Origin of the sequence: Blochmannia endosymbiont of Camponotus (Colobopsis) obliquus, assembly GCF_000973545.1 — a bacterium.
Lineage (GTDB): Bacteria > Pseudomonadota > Gammaproteobacteria > Enterobacterales > Enterobacteriaceae > Blochmanniella.
Genome location: NZ_CP010049.1, coordinates 159339 through 174480, shown reverse-complemented (window position 1 = coordinate 174480; position 15142 = coordinate 159339). Strand labels below are relative to the sequence as shown.

General features: G+C 30.7%; 12 protein-coding genes. All 12 read right to left on the bottom strand.

Translation table 11 applies throughout. From position 1 onward, the window contains the following. Positions 1-12 precede the first annotated feature (12 nt). The 12 genes from ftsW to leuA all read right to left on the bottom strand — a co-directional run bounded on the left by ftsW (position 13) and on the right by leuA (position 14362). A complete protein-coding gene (gene ftsW / locus BOBLI757_RS00695) occupies positions 13-1182 on the bottom strand; it encodes a cell division protein FtsW (protein ID WP_275040028.1) in 1170 nt (389 codons plus the stop codon). Next, entirely contained in the window at positions 1175-2488 is a 1314-nt protein-coding gene (gene murD / locus BOBLI757_RS00690) for a UDP-N-acetylmuramoyl-L-alanine--D-glutamate ligase (RefSeq protein WP_046304633.1), read from the bottom strand. Before murD ends, ftsW begins: the two co-directional genes overlap by 8 nt. Positions 2489-2509: 21 nt before the next feature. Further along, a complete protein-coding gene (mraY, locus tag BOBLI757_RS00685; protein ID WP_046305389.1) occupies positions 2510-3583 on the bottom strand; it encodes a phospho-N-acetylmuramoyl-pentapeptide-transferase in 1074 nt (357 codons plus the stop codon). Next, positions 3571-4947 (bottom strand): UDP-N-acetylmuramoyl-tripeptide--D-alanyl-D-alanine ligase, encoded by a 1377-nt coding sequence (murF, locus tag BOBLI757_RS00680; protein ID WP_046304631.1) that lies wholly within the window; start codon positions 4945-4947, stop codon positions 3571-3573. The genes mraY and murF overlap by 13 nt, the downstream gene beginning before the upstream one ends. Further along, the gene (gene murE / locus BOBLI757_RS00675) at positions 4948-6435 is read right to left on the bottom strand and encodes a UDP-N-acetylmuramoyl-L-alanyl-D-glutamate--2,6-diaminopimelate ligase (protein ID WP_046304629.1); all 1488 of its coding nucleotides are present in this window, start codon (positions 6433-6435) and stop codon (positions 4948-4950) included. Positions 6436-6467: 32 nt separating this feature from the next. Then, positions 6468-8117, bottom strand: a complete 1650-nt coding sequence (gene ftsI, locus BOBLI757_RS00670) for a peptidoglycan glycosyltransferase FtsI (protein ID WP_275040032.1) — start codon at positions 8115-8117, stop codon at positions 6468-6470. 91 nt (positions 8118-8208) lie between these two features. Then, positions 8209-8526, bottom strand: coding sequence for a cell division protein FtsL (gene ftsL, locus BOBLI757_RS00665; RefSeq protein ID WP_046304627.1), 318 nt, complete (start codon positions 8524-8526; stop codon positions 8209-8211). 6 nt (positions 8527-8532) lie between these two features. After that, positions 8533-9486, bottom strand: a complete 954-nt coding sequence (gene rsmH, locus BOBLI757_RS00660) for a 16S rRNA (cytosine(1402)-N(4))-methyltransferase RsmH (protein WP_046304626.1) — start codon at positions 9484-9486, stop codon at positions 8533-8535. A gap of 148 nt (positions 9487-9634) precedes the next feature. Beyond that, entirely contained in the window at positions 9635-10240 is a 606-nt protein-coding gene (gene leuD / locus BOBLI757_RS00655; protein WP_046305385.1) for a 3-isopropylmalate dehydratase small subunit, read from the bottom strand. A gap of 13 nt (positions 10241-10253) precedes the next feature. Then, positions 10254-11651 (bottom strand): 3-isopropylmalate dehydratase large subunit, encoded by a 1398-nt coding sequence (leuC, locus tag BOBLI757_RS00650; RefSeq protein ID WP_046304624.1) that lies wholly within the window; start codon positions 11649-11651, stop codon positions 10254-10256. A 22-nt stretch (positions 11652-11673) separates the two neighbouring features. Then, positions 11674-12759: a 3-isopropylmalate dehydrogenase gene (gene leuB / locus BOBLI757_RS00645; RefSeq protein ID WP_046304623.1), complete on the bottom strand. Its 1086-nt coding sequence runs from the start codon at positions 12757-12759 to the stop codon at positions 11674-11676. A 55-nt stretch (positions 12760-12814) separates the two neighbouring features. Then, positions 12815-14362 (bottom strand): 2-isopropylmalate synthase, encoded by a 1548-nt coding sequence (gene leuA / locus BOBLI757_RS00640; RefSeq protein ID WP_046304621.1) that lies wholly within the window; start codon positions 14360-14362, stop codon positions 12815-12817. Between the last annotated feature and the right edge of the window lie 780 nt (positions 14363-15142).

The following is a 15142-nucleotide window of genomic DNA, read 5'->3' as shown; positions in this document are numbered from 1 at the left end:
CTTAACAGATAACTATATCCTAGATATACGCAATTCAAAATCTATTCTCAATAACAACATAATAACAATAAACATAACTATAAAACTAGAACCACCATAACTGATAAATGGTAATGTCAATCCCTTAGTAGGTAATATACCAATTGTAACTCCTATATTTATCACCGTTTGAATATTTAACCAAACTCCAATAGAACAAGACAAAAATCCAGAAAAATACCGACCTATTCTGAATGCCTGATTAGAAATAGATAAAGCTCGAAAAATAATTGCAAATATCATTAATAAAATTAAAAATACACCACAATATCCTAACTCTTCTCCAAGAATTGCAAATATAAAATCAGTATGAACTTCTGGAAGATACTCCATTTTTTGTATCGAATTACCTAACCCTTGACCCCATAATTCACCTCTTCCAAAAGCTATTAATGATTGAGTTAGCTGATAACCACTCCCAAATGGATCACTCCATGGATTCCAAAAGGCAAGTATACGTTGTATACGATAAGGTTCAATAATAATTAAACTAATTATTATTAATATAGTTATAAAAAAAAATAAAAAAAAATACTTCAATGCAATACCAGCAATAAACAAAACAGACAAAGTCGTAACAAACATAATAGTTGCAGTACCGAGATCAGGTTGCAACAATACTAAAAAAAACATTATTAACATGATAACTATCGGCTTGTAAAAAATCCAAGATTGATAAAAATTGCCATCAATTTTACGTGCTAAATAACTAGATAAATAACAAAATAATGACAACTTAGCCAATTCAGCTGGTTGAATACATAATGATCCGAAAGATAACCATCTTAACGAACCATTCACTGAATGTCCTACTAACAATACCAACAACAACATAAAGAAAGAAACAATTAATAAAATAAAATTATAACGATACCAAACTGATATAGGAATTTTTAATATAAATAAAGATATTACAAACGAAAACCCGATATACAATATATTACGTTTAACAAAATAAAAAGAATCACCAAATAATCTTGATCCAATTAACATTGAAGTAGATGCAACCATAACTAAACCTATAGAAATTAGTCCTATAGTTAACCATAAAATAACACGATCGTATAATATGATAGTTGGCTGTTGTAACATCACCCAATCTTTAATAATTTTGATTTTTTTTTTAAAAAATACATCAACCAACCTCCTTTGCCAAATTTGTAAATATTTTACCGCGCAATTCAAAATTTTTAAATTGGTCTAAACTAGAACAGGCAGGAGACAGCAACACCACATCTCCTGTCCGCACGTTACTACCAACTATTCTTACTGCTTGTTCCATAGTATCAGTGAGGATGACATTATTTGAACGTAACATAGATAAATATTTACCATCTTTACCAAAACAATATAAACTAATATTATCTCTTTGAACCCAGGACTTCAAGGAACTGAAATCTGCTGATTTAGCATCACCACCTAATAACAAATGTATTATACCATCTAATACTAAACTCCTAAGGGCAACCTGAGTGCTAGCTATATTTGTAGATTTTGAATCATTTATCCATTGTACCCCATTTTTATTATGTATTAATTCAAAACGATGAGCTAAACCAATAAATCCTTGTAATACAGATAAACACACTGTGCGTGATATAGATAAAACATCTGCTAATACTAATGCTGCTAATACATTAGTATAATTATGATAACCAATAATCCTAAGATCTTTACAATTAAATAATATCTCGTTATGTAACATCAAAAAAGCTTGTCCCTTCCAAAATTTTATATAATGTCCACTTGGCTCATTACCAAAATAAATACAACGCTCTTCACAATCATTTCTAGGAAAAGTCAATACATCCAAAGCATTAACAACACATGATGATGCTTGTTCATAAATTTTTAATTTAACATCACGATATTGCTGTAACCCAAAAGGATAACGATTGACATGTTCATTACTAATATTTAAAATTATTGCTACAGCAGCCTTTAAACTAAAAGTAGTCTCTAATTGAAAACTTGATAACTCTAATATATACAATTGATAATCATCATTTAATAATGTAAGCGCTGGCCTTCCAATATTACCACCAATACCCACCCGTAAACCAGCAGCAAAAGCCATTTCACCTACTAATCTAGTAACAGTACTTTTACCGTTAGTACCAGTAATCGCAACTATTGGTTTAGTGACTTCACGTACAAATAGTTCAATATCTCCAATAATTTCTATTCCTAAATGTGCTGCTGTAACCAATACAGGATGATATAATGAAACACCCGGGCTTACTACAATTAAAGTAGCAGCTAGCACCCATTTTTCATTTAATTCTTCTAAACAATACTTTATGTGACTTGGTAACTTAGCTAAAGTTGGTGGATTTTTTCTGGTATCCATGACACGAGGAATAACACCTTGTCTAAGAAAAAACATCACACAGGATAATCCAGTAATTCCTAACCCAATTACAACGATTTCTTTATCTTGATAATTCATATTTATTTACAAACAGAAAAATCACCGTACTTTTAAACTTATTAAACCCAATAAAAATAACAAAAAAGAAATAATCCAAAAACGTATAACAATACGAGATTCTGGTAAACCCTTTAATTCAAAATGATGATGAATAGGAGCCATCAAAAAAATGCGTTTATTCCATAATTTAAAATAAACAACTTGTAAAATTACAGATATTGTTTCCATAACAAATACACCAGCCATAATTAACAACAATAACTCCTGTCGTAATATAACAGATACCAAACCAAGCACTCCACCAAGAGCTAAAGAACCTGTATCTCCCATAAATATCTGCGCAGGGTAAGCATTAAACCATAAAAATCCAAGACATGCACCAATTATTGCCGCACAAATAACTACTAATTCTGTAGCATATTGCACATAAAGAACATGTAAATAACTAGCACAATTAATATCACCAGAGAAAAAAGCTGCTAGTGCCATACCAATAGAAATAAATACAATTGGAATTATAACTAATCCATCCAAACCATCTGCTAAATTCACTGCATTACTAGCACCAACAATAACAAAATAAGCTAATAATATATATTCAATCCCTAATTTAGGCATCAATTCTTTAAAAAAAGGTATTATCAACCGAGTATCTATTACATTATGATTTAACACAAACATTGTAATTATTACCACTAATGCGATTAACGATTGCCCGAAATATTTCCAAAATACACTAAGACCTAAAGTATCCTTTTTTAAAAACTTACGGTAATCATCAATAAAACCCATAAGACCGTAACTAAACAATACAAATAAAACATACCAAACATAAACATTTTTTAAACAACAACATAATAATATAGACAATGTAATCGAAATAACGATTATAATGCCACCCATAGTTGGTGTACCGCGTTTAATAAAATGAGATGCCGGTCCATTTTCGCGTATTATTTGAGTAATCTCTATTTTACGAAACCAAACTATTAATCTCGGTACTAATAAAAAAGAAATAACCAAAGATATAAAAAAACTAGCAATAATACGAAATATTAAACTATGCTGTTCATCATGAAAATTTAACAAATTTTCAATGATTAATAATAACACAGCCATGTCTCCTGTAACTCCTTGACGATATTGTCCATTGCAAAAACTCGAGACCCTTTAACTAATACAGTAATAACTTCATAATTCATTAATAAACGCATAAGATAAATAACAAGTAATTTTCGATCATAAAAATGTTTACCACAACCACTTGCCTTACTAAGAAAAAAACTGAGATAACCAATACTTAAAACTACATCTATATTACTCATAGCTATAATTTTACCAATATAACTATGGTACATCATCCCCTCTCTGTTAGTACCTAATTCCATCATATCACTGACCACCATTACACGATATCCAGGCATTACCTTTAATACTTGAATAGCAGCCATCATAGAGCCAATATTGGAATTATAACTATCATCTAATAATACCTTGTAAGGCGATAAAACAATTGGATATAACCTACCTGGCAACAATTTTACTGACTTAAAAGCAATGCTTATATCTAATAAAGATATACCTACCGACATTGCTAATGCACCAGCAGCTAAAGCATTCGCAACATTATGATAACCCAATAACGGCAATGATATATTACATTTACCTTGAGGAGTATGAAAAGTAAAACGTACTCCATTATTATTACAAACAATATTAGTAGCAAAAAAATCAACCTTATACATAGCTCTTAATGAAAAACGCCATACTAATTTATAATGTAATAAATCACGCCATAACAACCAATTATGACTATCAGCATTGATAATACATCTACCATAACCGGTAGGCAAGCCACTTAAAATCTCTCCTTTAGCTTGTGCTACCCCTAACAAAGAACGAAATGCAGATAAATGTGCATAAGATATATTATTAATTAACGCAATTTCAGGTCGAACTAACTTAACTGTTTTAGCAATTTCCCCAAAAGAACTAGTACCTAACTCAATTACTGCAAAATCATCTTGATTACTTAAACGTAATAATGTTAAGGATACTCCAATATCATTATTAAAATTACCATATGTCGCAATTGTTTTACCATTATTGCATAAAATAGCATATGTCATTTCCTTAACAGAAGTTTTACCAATTGAACCGGTAATAGCTATAACCCGTGTTGTTACTTGATGCCGTACCCAAAATCCTAATTGACCTAAAGCATCACGAGTGTTAGAAACTACTAATTGAGAAATATTTAATGGCAAATAATAATTAACTAACAATGCTTTAGCACCTTTATTAATTGCTTGAATTACAAAATCATGTGAATCAAAACGAGAACCTTTTAATGCTACAAATAAACATTTATCACCAATAATACGCGAATCAATACTTATTGTATTAATCATTTGATCTGTATTTATTAATTTAGCATGCAAAAAAGAGGCAACGCTTGATAAAGAAAATGGAATCATTTACACCATACCTAAAATCTTTTTTACAGTAATTAAATCAGAATAATTTAGTCGTTTATTTCCAACCAATTGATAATCTTCATGACCCTTGCCAGATATTAACACCAAATCATCCGGCGAACATTGACGAATAGCAACATCTATTGCTTCACTACGAGAAGTTATTACTTTAACATTTGTTTTGTCCAATATTGTTTTCTTAATATCATCTATGATATCCTGCGGATTTTCATTACGAGGATTATCATTAGTAATTATAATATTATCAGCATAACGTTCCGCAATAACTCCCATCAACGAACGTTTTGCCTTATCTCTATCACCACCACAACCAAAAACACAACACAATTTGCCACGAGAATATAATCTTGAAGTTAACAAAGATTGTTTTAAAGCACCAGGATTATGAGCATAATCCACTATTATTATTGGATAATTAATAACACGAAAAACTTCCATGCGACCACAAACATTTTGTAATTTTACTACCGTACTTAATAATAAAGATAAAGGATACTTTAATACTAATAACGTAGCCATTGCTAACAACAAATTACTAACATTAAATGTTCCTACCAATTGAGTATTAATCAGCCCATGCCCCCAACTGGAATCAAAAATAATTTTAGTATGATCCGAATAATAATGCGCTTTAATAACACGTAACCACCTACCCGACCAATGATCACAAGGAAAATTACCTAATATTGATACCGCTACAGCATGAGGTAACTTTAATAACCATTTTCTACCTACTGTATCATCGCAATTAATAACAAATTCTTTAGCTTTTAACACACTAAACAATTGCCATTTTACTAATTCATAATTGAACATATTACCATGATAATCTAAATGATCTTGAGTTAAATTAGTAAACACTGCAGCGTCAAAACATAAATCTTTAACACGATCCTCTGCTAATCCATGTGAAGAAACTTCAATTGCAACAAAAGTGACCCCTTGCTTTCTAAATTGTGCTAACATCTTTTGAATCTCAATTGCTGAACAAGTTGTATTTTTAGAAGGACAAATATTCCCAATTATCCCATTACCTATTGTCCCCATAACAGCACTTATTTCATTTAATAAAAAAACCCAATTAGATAATAAGTGAGTAATAGTAGTTTTACCATTAGTACCTGTAACTCCAACTAAACGAAAAAATTTAGATGGATGATTAAAAAAACGCCCCGCTATTGCAGATAAATATTGTTGTAATTGATTTATATAAACAATAGGAATACCTCTATAATTAAAAATACCTTTATCAAAAAACCGATTGTTACATTGTGCAATTATAGCACTTGCTCCCTGAGCAAGTGCATCAGAAATATAAAAATATCCATTTGTCCGATGGCCTTCTAAAGCCACAAACAAATCGTTACAAGATACATCACGACTATCTGTTACCATATCTTTAAAAAAAGAATTTGGTATATCCATAATCCAAGGAGCTAATAAATACTGCAAACTACAGTTATTCATTTTTCCACCCTTTTATAAAATTTATATTATGTTTAATATATACTAAGACCATCCGGTTCAACATTCATCATACGTAAAACACTACTCATAATAGCACTAAACACTGGCGCTGATACTAACCCTCCATAATATTTATTATTATGCGGTTCATTAACAATTACTACTAAAGCAAATCGTGGATGACTGGCTGGAGCAACACCAGCGGTATATGCAATATACTTATTAATATACTTACCATTATAACCAACTTTTTTAGCAGTACCTGTTTTAATAGCAATACGATATCCTTTAACGGCAGCTTTAGCACCAGTACCACCAGGCAATGCTATATTTTCCATCATATATATAACACTGCGCACTATAGACGAGGGAAATAATCGCTCACCAATAACAGGTTCGTCCACTTTTAAAATAGAAAGTGGACGAAAAACACCCATACTACCAATAGTTGCATATACTCTAACTAATTGTAATGGCGTAACCATAAATCCATACCCATAAGAAAAAATAGCTCGCTCGACACTGGACCATCGTTGATCACTTGGATATATACCATTACTCTCTCCAACTAAACCTAAATTAGTAGATTTACCGATACCAAACTTTGAATAAGCATTCATCAATACATTTGATGGCATTGACAAGGCTATCCTAGATACCCCAACATTACTTGATTTTTGTAATACCTCTGCTACGGTTAATTTATTATAATGCACCACATCTTTAATCATATGCCCATTGATTACATAAGGTTCTGTATTTATTATACTATTTTCATTTATCACACCATGTTCTAAAGCAGATATTATAACTATTGGTTTTATAGTAGATCCAGGTTCAAAAAGATCAGTAATTGCACTATTACGCATTGAAGATAATGCAGCAGTAGATAAACTATTAGGATTATAAGACGGAATATTAACCATTGCTAATATTTCACCGGTATTGATATCTACTAAAATTGCAGAACCAGATTGCGCTTTATTATTAATCACTGCATTATTTAACTCACGATAAACCAAGGTCTGTAAGCGTTCATCTATGCTTAGCACTATATTCCGCGAATCCTGACTATCTATAGACAAAACATTTTCAATAACCCTACCAAAACGATCTTTACGGATGATTCTTGCACCAGGATATCCTGTAAGATAAGCATCAAAACTTTTTTCAATACCCTCAATACCTCGACCATCTATATCAGTTATACCAACTATATGAGCTGAAACACATCCAGAAGGATAGTAACGCCTAGATTCTTGACGTAAATAAATGCCAGGTAATCGAAGCTTAAGTATATATTCACTAATAGATGGATCCACTTGACGAGCTAAATAAACAAAACGTCCTTTTATATTCGAATGAATACGAATCAACAATTGATCTAAAGATAAAGATAATACTTCGGATAAAGCCTTCCAACGCTCATCATTGTTAATAACAATATTATGTCGGCCAATCTCTTTAGGATCAGCCCAAATTGCATAAACTGGAACGCTTACTGCTAATGGACGTCCTTCACGATCGACTACCATGCCGCGAGTCATAGAAATTCTTTGCATACGCAAGGAACGTAAATCACCTTCTCGTACTAATTCATTAGGAATAATTAATTGTAAATAAGCTGTTCTTAATACCAAAATACACATTGAAAAAAAAATAAAAACATATATAAAAAACATACGACGAACTATATTTTTTTTTACATATCTAAACATCTTCCCTTTCATCACTAAAAATTAACTTATTTTTTTAACAAAACAACTTATTATATTACGGCATAATGCAAATATTTTCTGATGCCGGATTAATATACTGCATCTGCAAATCGTTCAGCGCGATATGTTCAACCCTATTATTATTACCTAAAACGTTTTCTTCAATAATCAAATGTCGATACTCTATATCTAATGCTTCTTTTTCTAACATTATCTGTTCTTGATCCATTATTAACTGTTTAGTTTGATAAGTTGTTAATACAATTAACAACGAAACTATTTCTATTAAAACTAATAAAATTAATGAATATTTTCCATAAAAAAATAAATCACTCTTAATAATTTTAACTAAATCATATCGTTCATATAACATTGTGTATTACAATTTTTCAGCAATACGCATCACTGCACTACGTGCTCGTGGGTTATTTTTTTTTTCCTGATGCGAAGGAAATATCCTACTAACATTACAAAGTTTATATTGACTAAAACAACACATAGCATCTTGCACTTTAATTAATGGAAAATTATTTACAATCAAACTACGACGCAAACTATATTTACGCATAAAATTTTTTACTATTCTATCTTCCCCGGAATGAAAACTAATGACTAATAATTTTCCACCCGAAGATAAAACCATTAACGAACCCTCTAATACCTGAATGATTTCTTCCAATTCTCGATTAACATGCATCCTAATTGCTCGAAAAGTCTTAGTCAAAGGATGTTTGTGTCTATCAAAAAAACGCGGCACAACATCTAAAACCAATGATACTAATTCTTGAGTAGTATCTATAGATTTCCATTGTCTTTGCTGTACTATATTTTTAGCAATTCTTAGAGCAAATTTTTCTTCACCTAATGTCCTTAACACCCATGTAATTTCTTGCACAGAAGCCTTTGCCAACCACTCAGAAGCAGATTGACCACAAGTATTATTCATACGCATATCTAACGGTTCATTACGCATAAATGAAAAGCCTCGTTGTGAATTTTCTATTTGTAAAGAAGAAACACCAAGATCTAGTAATATACCATTAACACGACCTAAAAGATTTAACTGTGATGCAAATGTTACAATTTTAGAAAAAAAACCATGCATAACTAATAATCTGTTATCTTGTAACGCAAGATTTCGAGCAATTTTTATAGCTTCCAAATCACAATCAATGACTAACAATCGACCAAATTTATTCAATCTAGACAAAATTTCTTTAGCATGCCCCCCTCCACCAAAAGTCGCATCACAATATAAGCCAGATTTTTGAATATTCAATTCTCTTATCACTTCTTTTGACAAAACAGCAATATGTTCACACAAATTATTCATAATGATAAAAAAATCATATAAAATTTAAAATACAATTTACACATAAAAATTCACAATCCACACTAATCATGAATCATCTTAACTAACAAATTTAATACACTAATAAAAATTTGTAATATACGCAAATATAAAAAAATAAAAAAAATAATTATTCCAAAAAAGCCAACTGATTTTGTTCATATTCTTTAATATCAGATTTATAAGTTAATGTCCACCCGATATGGTCAAGATTATATATCATGCAATCGCGATAAAAATCATCTATATTAAACAAATACACTTCCTCTTCAACATAAATTTTTTGTTCCTGTAAATCAATAGTTAAAAAAGTATTTTTTTGCTGAGAATATATTTTTTTAAATAACTTATCTATCTCCAACTCAGATAAACTAATAAGTAATAATCGATTATTAATACTATTAGTATAAAAAATATCGGCAAAACTAGGGGCAAGTATTACTCGAAAACCATAATCAATTAAAGCCCACACTGCGTGCTCACGAGAAGAACCACAACCAAAATTTTCTCTTGTTACCAAAATACTAGCATTTTGATAATTTGGATTATTTAAAACAAAATTATAATTTAATTGTTTACACAATGGATCAAGAAACCGCCAATTACTAAATAAATATTGCCCAAAATTATCACGAGTAATTTTTTGTAAAAATTGTTTCGAAATAATAGCATCAGTGTCTATATTAGCAATATCTAAAGGCACTGCAATACCTTTATGTTGAATAAAATTAATCATTATTAATATCACATCACATTTCACGTACATCAATAAAACAGCCAGCAATTGCTGCCGCTGCCGCCATTACAGGACTTACTAAATGAGTACGACCCCCATAACCTTGTCTACCTTCAAAATTACGATTACTGGTAGAAGCACACCGTTCTCCAAAACTAAGACGATCATTATTCATCGCCAGACACATTGAACAACCAGGCAAACGCCATTCAAATCCTGCATCTATAAATATTTGATCTAAACCTTCTTGTTCTGCTTGTTTTTTTACTGGACGAGAACCAGGCACCACAATTGCATTTACACCACGAGCTACCCGATGACCACAGACTACAGAAGCAGCTGCACGTAAATCCTCAATACGTGAATTAGTACAAGAACCGATAAAAACTTTATCAATTGATACATTTATTAAAGAGGTATATGGTTTTAAATCCATATAAGATAGTGCTTGAATAGCAGAATTACGTTCCACAGAATCTTGAAATGATTCCAAAGATGGAATTAATTGATCTATTGCAATTACATGGCTTGGATTAGTACCCCAAGTAACCTGAGGAGCTATATTTGATACATCTAAAGTAAATTCTTTATCAAAATAAGTACCAAAATCCGTCTTCAATGTATTCCAATATAACATTGCTTGTTGCCAAAGATCATCTTTCGGTGCAAATGTACGATTACATAAATAATTATAAGTAACATCATCTGGAGCTATTAAACCAGCCTTGGCACCCATTTCAATCGCCATATTACACAAAGTCATACGTCCTTCCATACTAAGATTTTTAACAACTTCGCCGCAAAATTCTACTACATAACCAGATCCTCCATGTACTCCCGTTTTACCAATAACCGATAATATAATATCCTTAGCTGTTATCCATGGCATCACCTTACCCAAAATCTCTATCTTCATTATTTTAGCTCGAGTTTGTTTAAGAGTTTGAGTAACTAACACATGTTCTATTTCTGAGGTACCTATCCCAAACGATAATGCTCCAAATGCCCCATGTGTAGAAGTATGAGAGTCTCCACAAACAACGGTCATGCCAGGTAATGTAATTCCTTGCTCAGGACCGATAACATGCACTATTCCTTGATATGGATGAGTAATATCATATAATCTAATACCAAATTCCTTACAATTTTTAATTAATTGCTGTAATTGGATTTTTGCTGTATCACCGGACGCAGTAATATCATTAGTTAAAGTTGAAACATTATGATCCATAGTAGCAAATGTTTTGGTGGGTTGTCTAACAACACGACCTTGTGCTCGTAAACCATCAAAAGCTTGAGGCGAAGTAACTTCATGAATTAAATGACGATCAATATACAACAATGACGTTTTATCTTCAAACTCATGCACTACATGTGCATCATATAATTTTTGATATAAAGATTTTTGCATTTTATATATACAACTCAAAATTTTAACAAATAAAACTGGATATTATATCACCCATCCCATCAGTACTCACCACATGTTTTATATTACCTACCAAATCTACAGTCCCATATCCTAATTTTAATGATTTATATACCGCGTCTTCAATAACATCTGCGGCAATATCTAATTGTAAACTATGACGCAACAATAACGCAACAGAAAGAATCTGTGCAATTGGATTAGCCATGTTTTTACCTGCAATATCCGGAGCTGATCCCCCAGCTGGCTCATAAAGACCAAAACCTTTTTCATTAAGACTAGCAGAAGGTAACATACCTATAGAACCACTAATCATAGCACATTCATCAGATAAAATATCTCCAAATAAATTAGAACATAATACAACATCAAAATTGGATGGATGACTAATTAAATGCATAGTAGCAGCATCTATCAATAAATGTGTAAGAACTACATCCGAGTAATTCTTCGATACTTCAATAACCACTTCACGCCAAAAAATAGAACTATGTAATACATTAGCTTTGTCAACAGAAGTAACGTGATGAGAACGGTTGCGAGCTAACTGAAATGCCATATGAGCAATACGTTCTATTTCGAAACGATAATAAATTTCTGTATCAAATGCACATTCATCCATACCCACACCCCTACGTCCTTTTGGCATACCAAAATATATTCCACCAACTAATTCCCGAACAAATAAAATATCAAAACCACGCATTACAATATCTTTGCGTAGTGGAGAAAATCTACGTAAACTAGAACGCAGATGAACTGGGCGTAAATTGACAAATAAATTAAAATGTTTACGTAACTTTAATAACGCACCACATTCTGGTTGTTGAGCGTATGGTAATTTCTCCCATTTAGGACCACCCACAGCACCCAGTAAAATAGCATCAGCTTTTTCACAACACAATAAAGTATCACTTGGCAATGGAGTGCCATAATTGTCAATAGCAATACCACCTACTTTATGCTCACTAGTGAAAATATGTATTTTAAATTTCTTACATATCTTATTAATTACTTTATAAGCTTGTGCAATTATTTCAGGACCAATACCGTCTCCAGGCAAAACTGCTATACGATAAACTTTATTCATAATTATATTTCATTTTTAATATATTAAATAAAAACATAAATAAAATAGTAACTAATTACATTTTATGTAATTTACATAATTTAACCTTAATTTGACAAGCACGCCAAATATCATTAAAAATATTTATCATAGCTTTTACACAAGATTCTATAACTTCCTCAGCAGAAGAGGTACCATAAAAATGACGACCCTCAAACTCCATGATAATATTTGTTTTTACAAAAATTTTACTATCATGATATTTGATAAAAAATTCATATTTGTTTAAAATAGTGTTAATATTAGTAATTCGAGTTAATACTTTATAAATTGCGTGTATCGACGTAACACCAACTGCAGCATCAGCGCAAATTGCATTTCCACAAATTAACTCAAGTGCCGCAGTAATAATACCAATAGAACTGTATTGAACATTAAATTTTTTTAAACAAAAATACTTTGGTATTTCTCCGTAAGTACTAACAAAAATTAGCAATTCAAGATCATAATCAAATACTTGGCCCTTCTTATCAGCCAACTTAAGAAACATCTTATATAATATGTCCAGATCATAATCATCATCTAAATAACCCATTAGTTGCATATAATGCTTCAATGCAGCCCTTCCAGATCTAGATGTAAGATGTAATTTAACTTCTGGGCGACCAATACTTTCCGGAACAATAATTTCATAATTTTGACGGTTTTTTAATATACCATCTTGATGAATTCCAGAAGAATGTGAAAAAGCATTTGACCCAACTATTGCCTTATTAGGCGAGATAGGCACATTACATAATTGACTTACTACCTTACTAGTATGGTAAATTTCTTTATGACGAATATTAGTATAAACTCCAAGCAAATCTTGCCTAATTTTAATCGCCATTATTACTTCCTCCAATGCAGTATTTCCTGCACGTTCACCGATACCATTTAAAGTACCTTCTACTTGACGAGCTCCAGCTTGTATTGCAGCAATAGAATTGCCAACTGCCATACCTAAATCATCATGACAATGTACTGAAATAATAGCCTTATCAATACTAGGTACACGTTCATACAATGAAGTAATAATTTCACTAAATTGATGAGGAGTAGTATATCCTACTGTATCTGGAATATTAATGGTACGAGCTCCAGCATTAATTGTGGCTTCTACAATACGACATAAATTATCAATAGAAGTACGACCTGCATCTTCACAAGAAAACTCCACATCATCAGTATATTTTCTCGCATATTTTACTGAATGAATGGCCATTTCCATAATTTGAGAAAAATTTTTTTTTAATTTAGATTTAATATGTAGAGTAGAAGTTGCCAAAAAAACATGAATACGAAAATTTTTTGCTACTTGCAATGCTTCTGCAGCAACATCTATATCTTTATCTATACAACGTGCAATAGCACAAACCCAACAATTTTTTATTTGTTTAGCTATAGTCTGCACAGATCTAAATTCTTCTGGAGAGGAAATGGGAAAACCAAGTTCAATAACATCTACTCCTAATTTTTCTAAAGCTAAAGCTATTCTTAATTTTTTTTTTGTATTTAAAGTGATTGATAATGCTTGTTCGCCATCACGCAAAGTGGTATCAAAAATAATAATTTGTCGATTCATGACTGGTTATTTGTACAATAAATTAAAATGCCAACCTTTTTAAAATTTTTAATAAAAAATAAAATAACAAAGATAAATCAATATAATAAACTATCTAATTTTGTTATTGATAATACATATATCTACAAATAAAAAACATCTTAATATATGTAGTACCTTCATATACTACCTTCCTCAATTAACTATATTTAAAGCTGTAACTAAAGAAATTCATGTATGCATCACTAGACAAATTTTGTCAATATGTTAACGTAAAAAATATAGGAAAATATATGAAAAAATTGTTAACCTGATTGTTACGATTATCAAAAAACCTACGATATATCAAACATTCATAATTTTTTCAAATTTCACTCATTCAATGCCACACGCTACAAATTTCCTTATTAAAGGAAATCATACTGTTTTATCATTAATAATGAAAATAAAATGCATAAACAATAAAATCATAAAAAATCAATCAAATACATATCCCTGATAGAAAATAAATAATGAAAATACTATCTTTGTAATATCACATCATAACAATAACTTATATTGTCATATTTTAAAAACTAAAAACAATTAATTATAAAAAGGCAATAACATATGTACTTGCACTATTAATACCATTTATTATTAATATCCAATTTGACAAAAATCAAAAAAATATGAAGATAAATTTACAAAAACACGCAATATATTACAGTCTAAACGATGCAAAACGTACTATAACTAATATACATTATACGCATTAATTCATACTCGCAAAAAAATAAATGATTAACATAACATGTATAA

What these genes read in the sequence shown, in the direction of transcription:
- murD (WP_046304633.1), bottom strand. Translation starts at nt 2,488, where the DNA reads ATGAATTATCAAGATAAAGAAATCGTTGTAATTGGGTTAGGAATTACT.
- murF (WP_046304631.1), bottom strand. Translation starts at nt 4,947, where the DNA reads ATGATTCCATTTTCTTTATCAAGCGTTGCCTCTTTTTTGCATGCTAAA.
- murE (WP_046304629.1), bottom strand. Translation starts at nt 6,435, where the DNA reads ATGAATAACTGTAGTTTGCAGTATTTATTAGCTCCTTGGATTATGGAT.
- ftsI (WP_275040032.1), bottom strand. Translation starts at nt 8,117, where the DNA reads ATGTTTTTTATATATGTTTTTATTTTTTTTTCAATGTGTATTTTGGTA.
- ftsL (WP_046304627.1), bottom strand. Translation starts at nt 8,526, where the DNA reads ATGTTATATGAACGATATGATTTAGTTAAAATTATTAAGAGTGATTTA.
- rsmH (WP_046304626.1), bottom strand. Translation starts at nt 9,486, where the DNA reads ATGAATAATTTGTGTGAACATATTGCTGTTTTGTCAAAAGAAGTGATA.
- leuD (WP_046305385.1), bottom strand. Translation starts at nt 10,240, where the DNA reads ATGATTAATTTTATTCAACATAAAGGTATTGCAGTGCCTTTAGATATT.
- leuC (WP_046304624.1), bottom strand. Translation starts at nt 11,651, where the DNA reads ATGCAAAAATCTTTATATCAAAAATTATATGATGCACATGTAGTGCAT.
- leuB (WP_046304623.1), bottom strand. Translation starts at nt 12,759, where the DNA reads ATGAATAAAGTTTATCGTATAGCAGTTTTGCCTGGAGACGGTATTGGT.
- leuA (WP_046304621.1), bottom strand. Translation starts at nt 14,362, where the DNA reads ATGAATCGACAAATTATTATTTTTGATACCACTTTGCGTGATGGCGAA.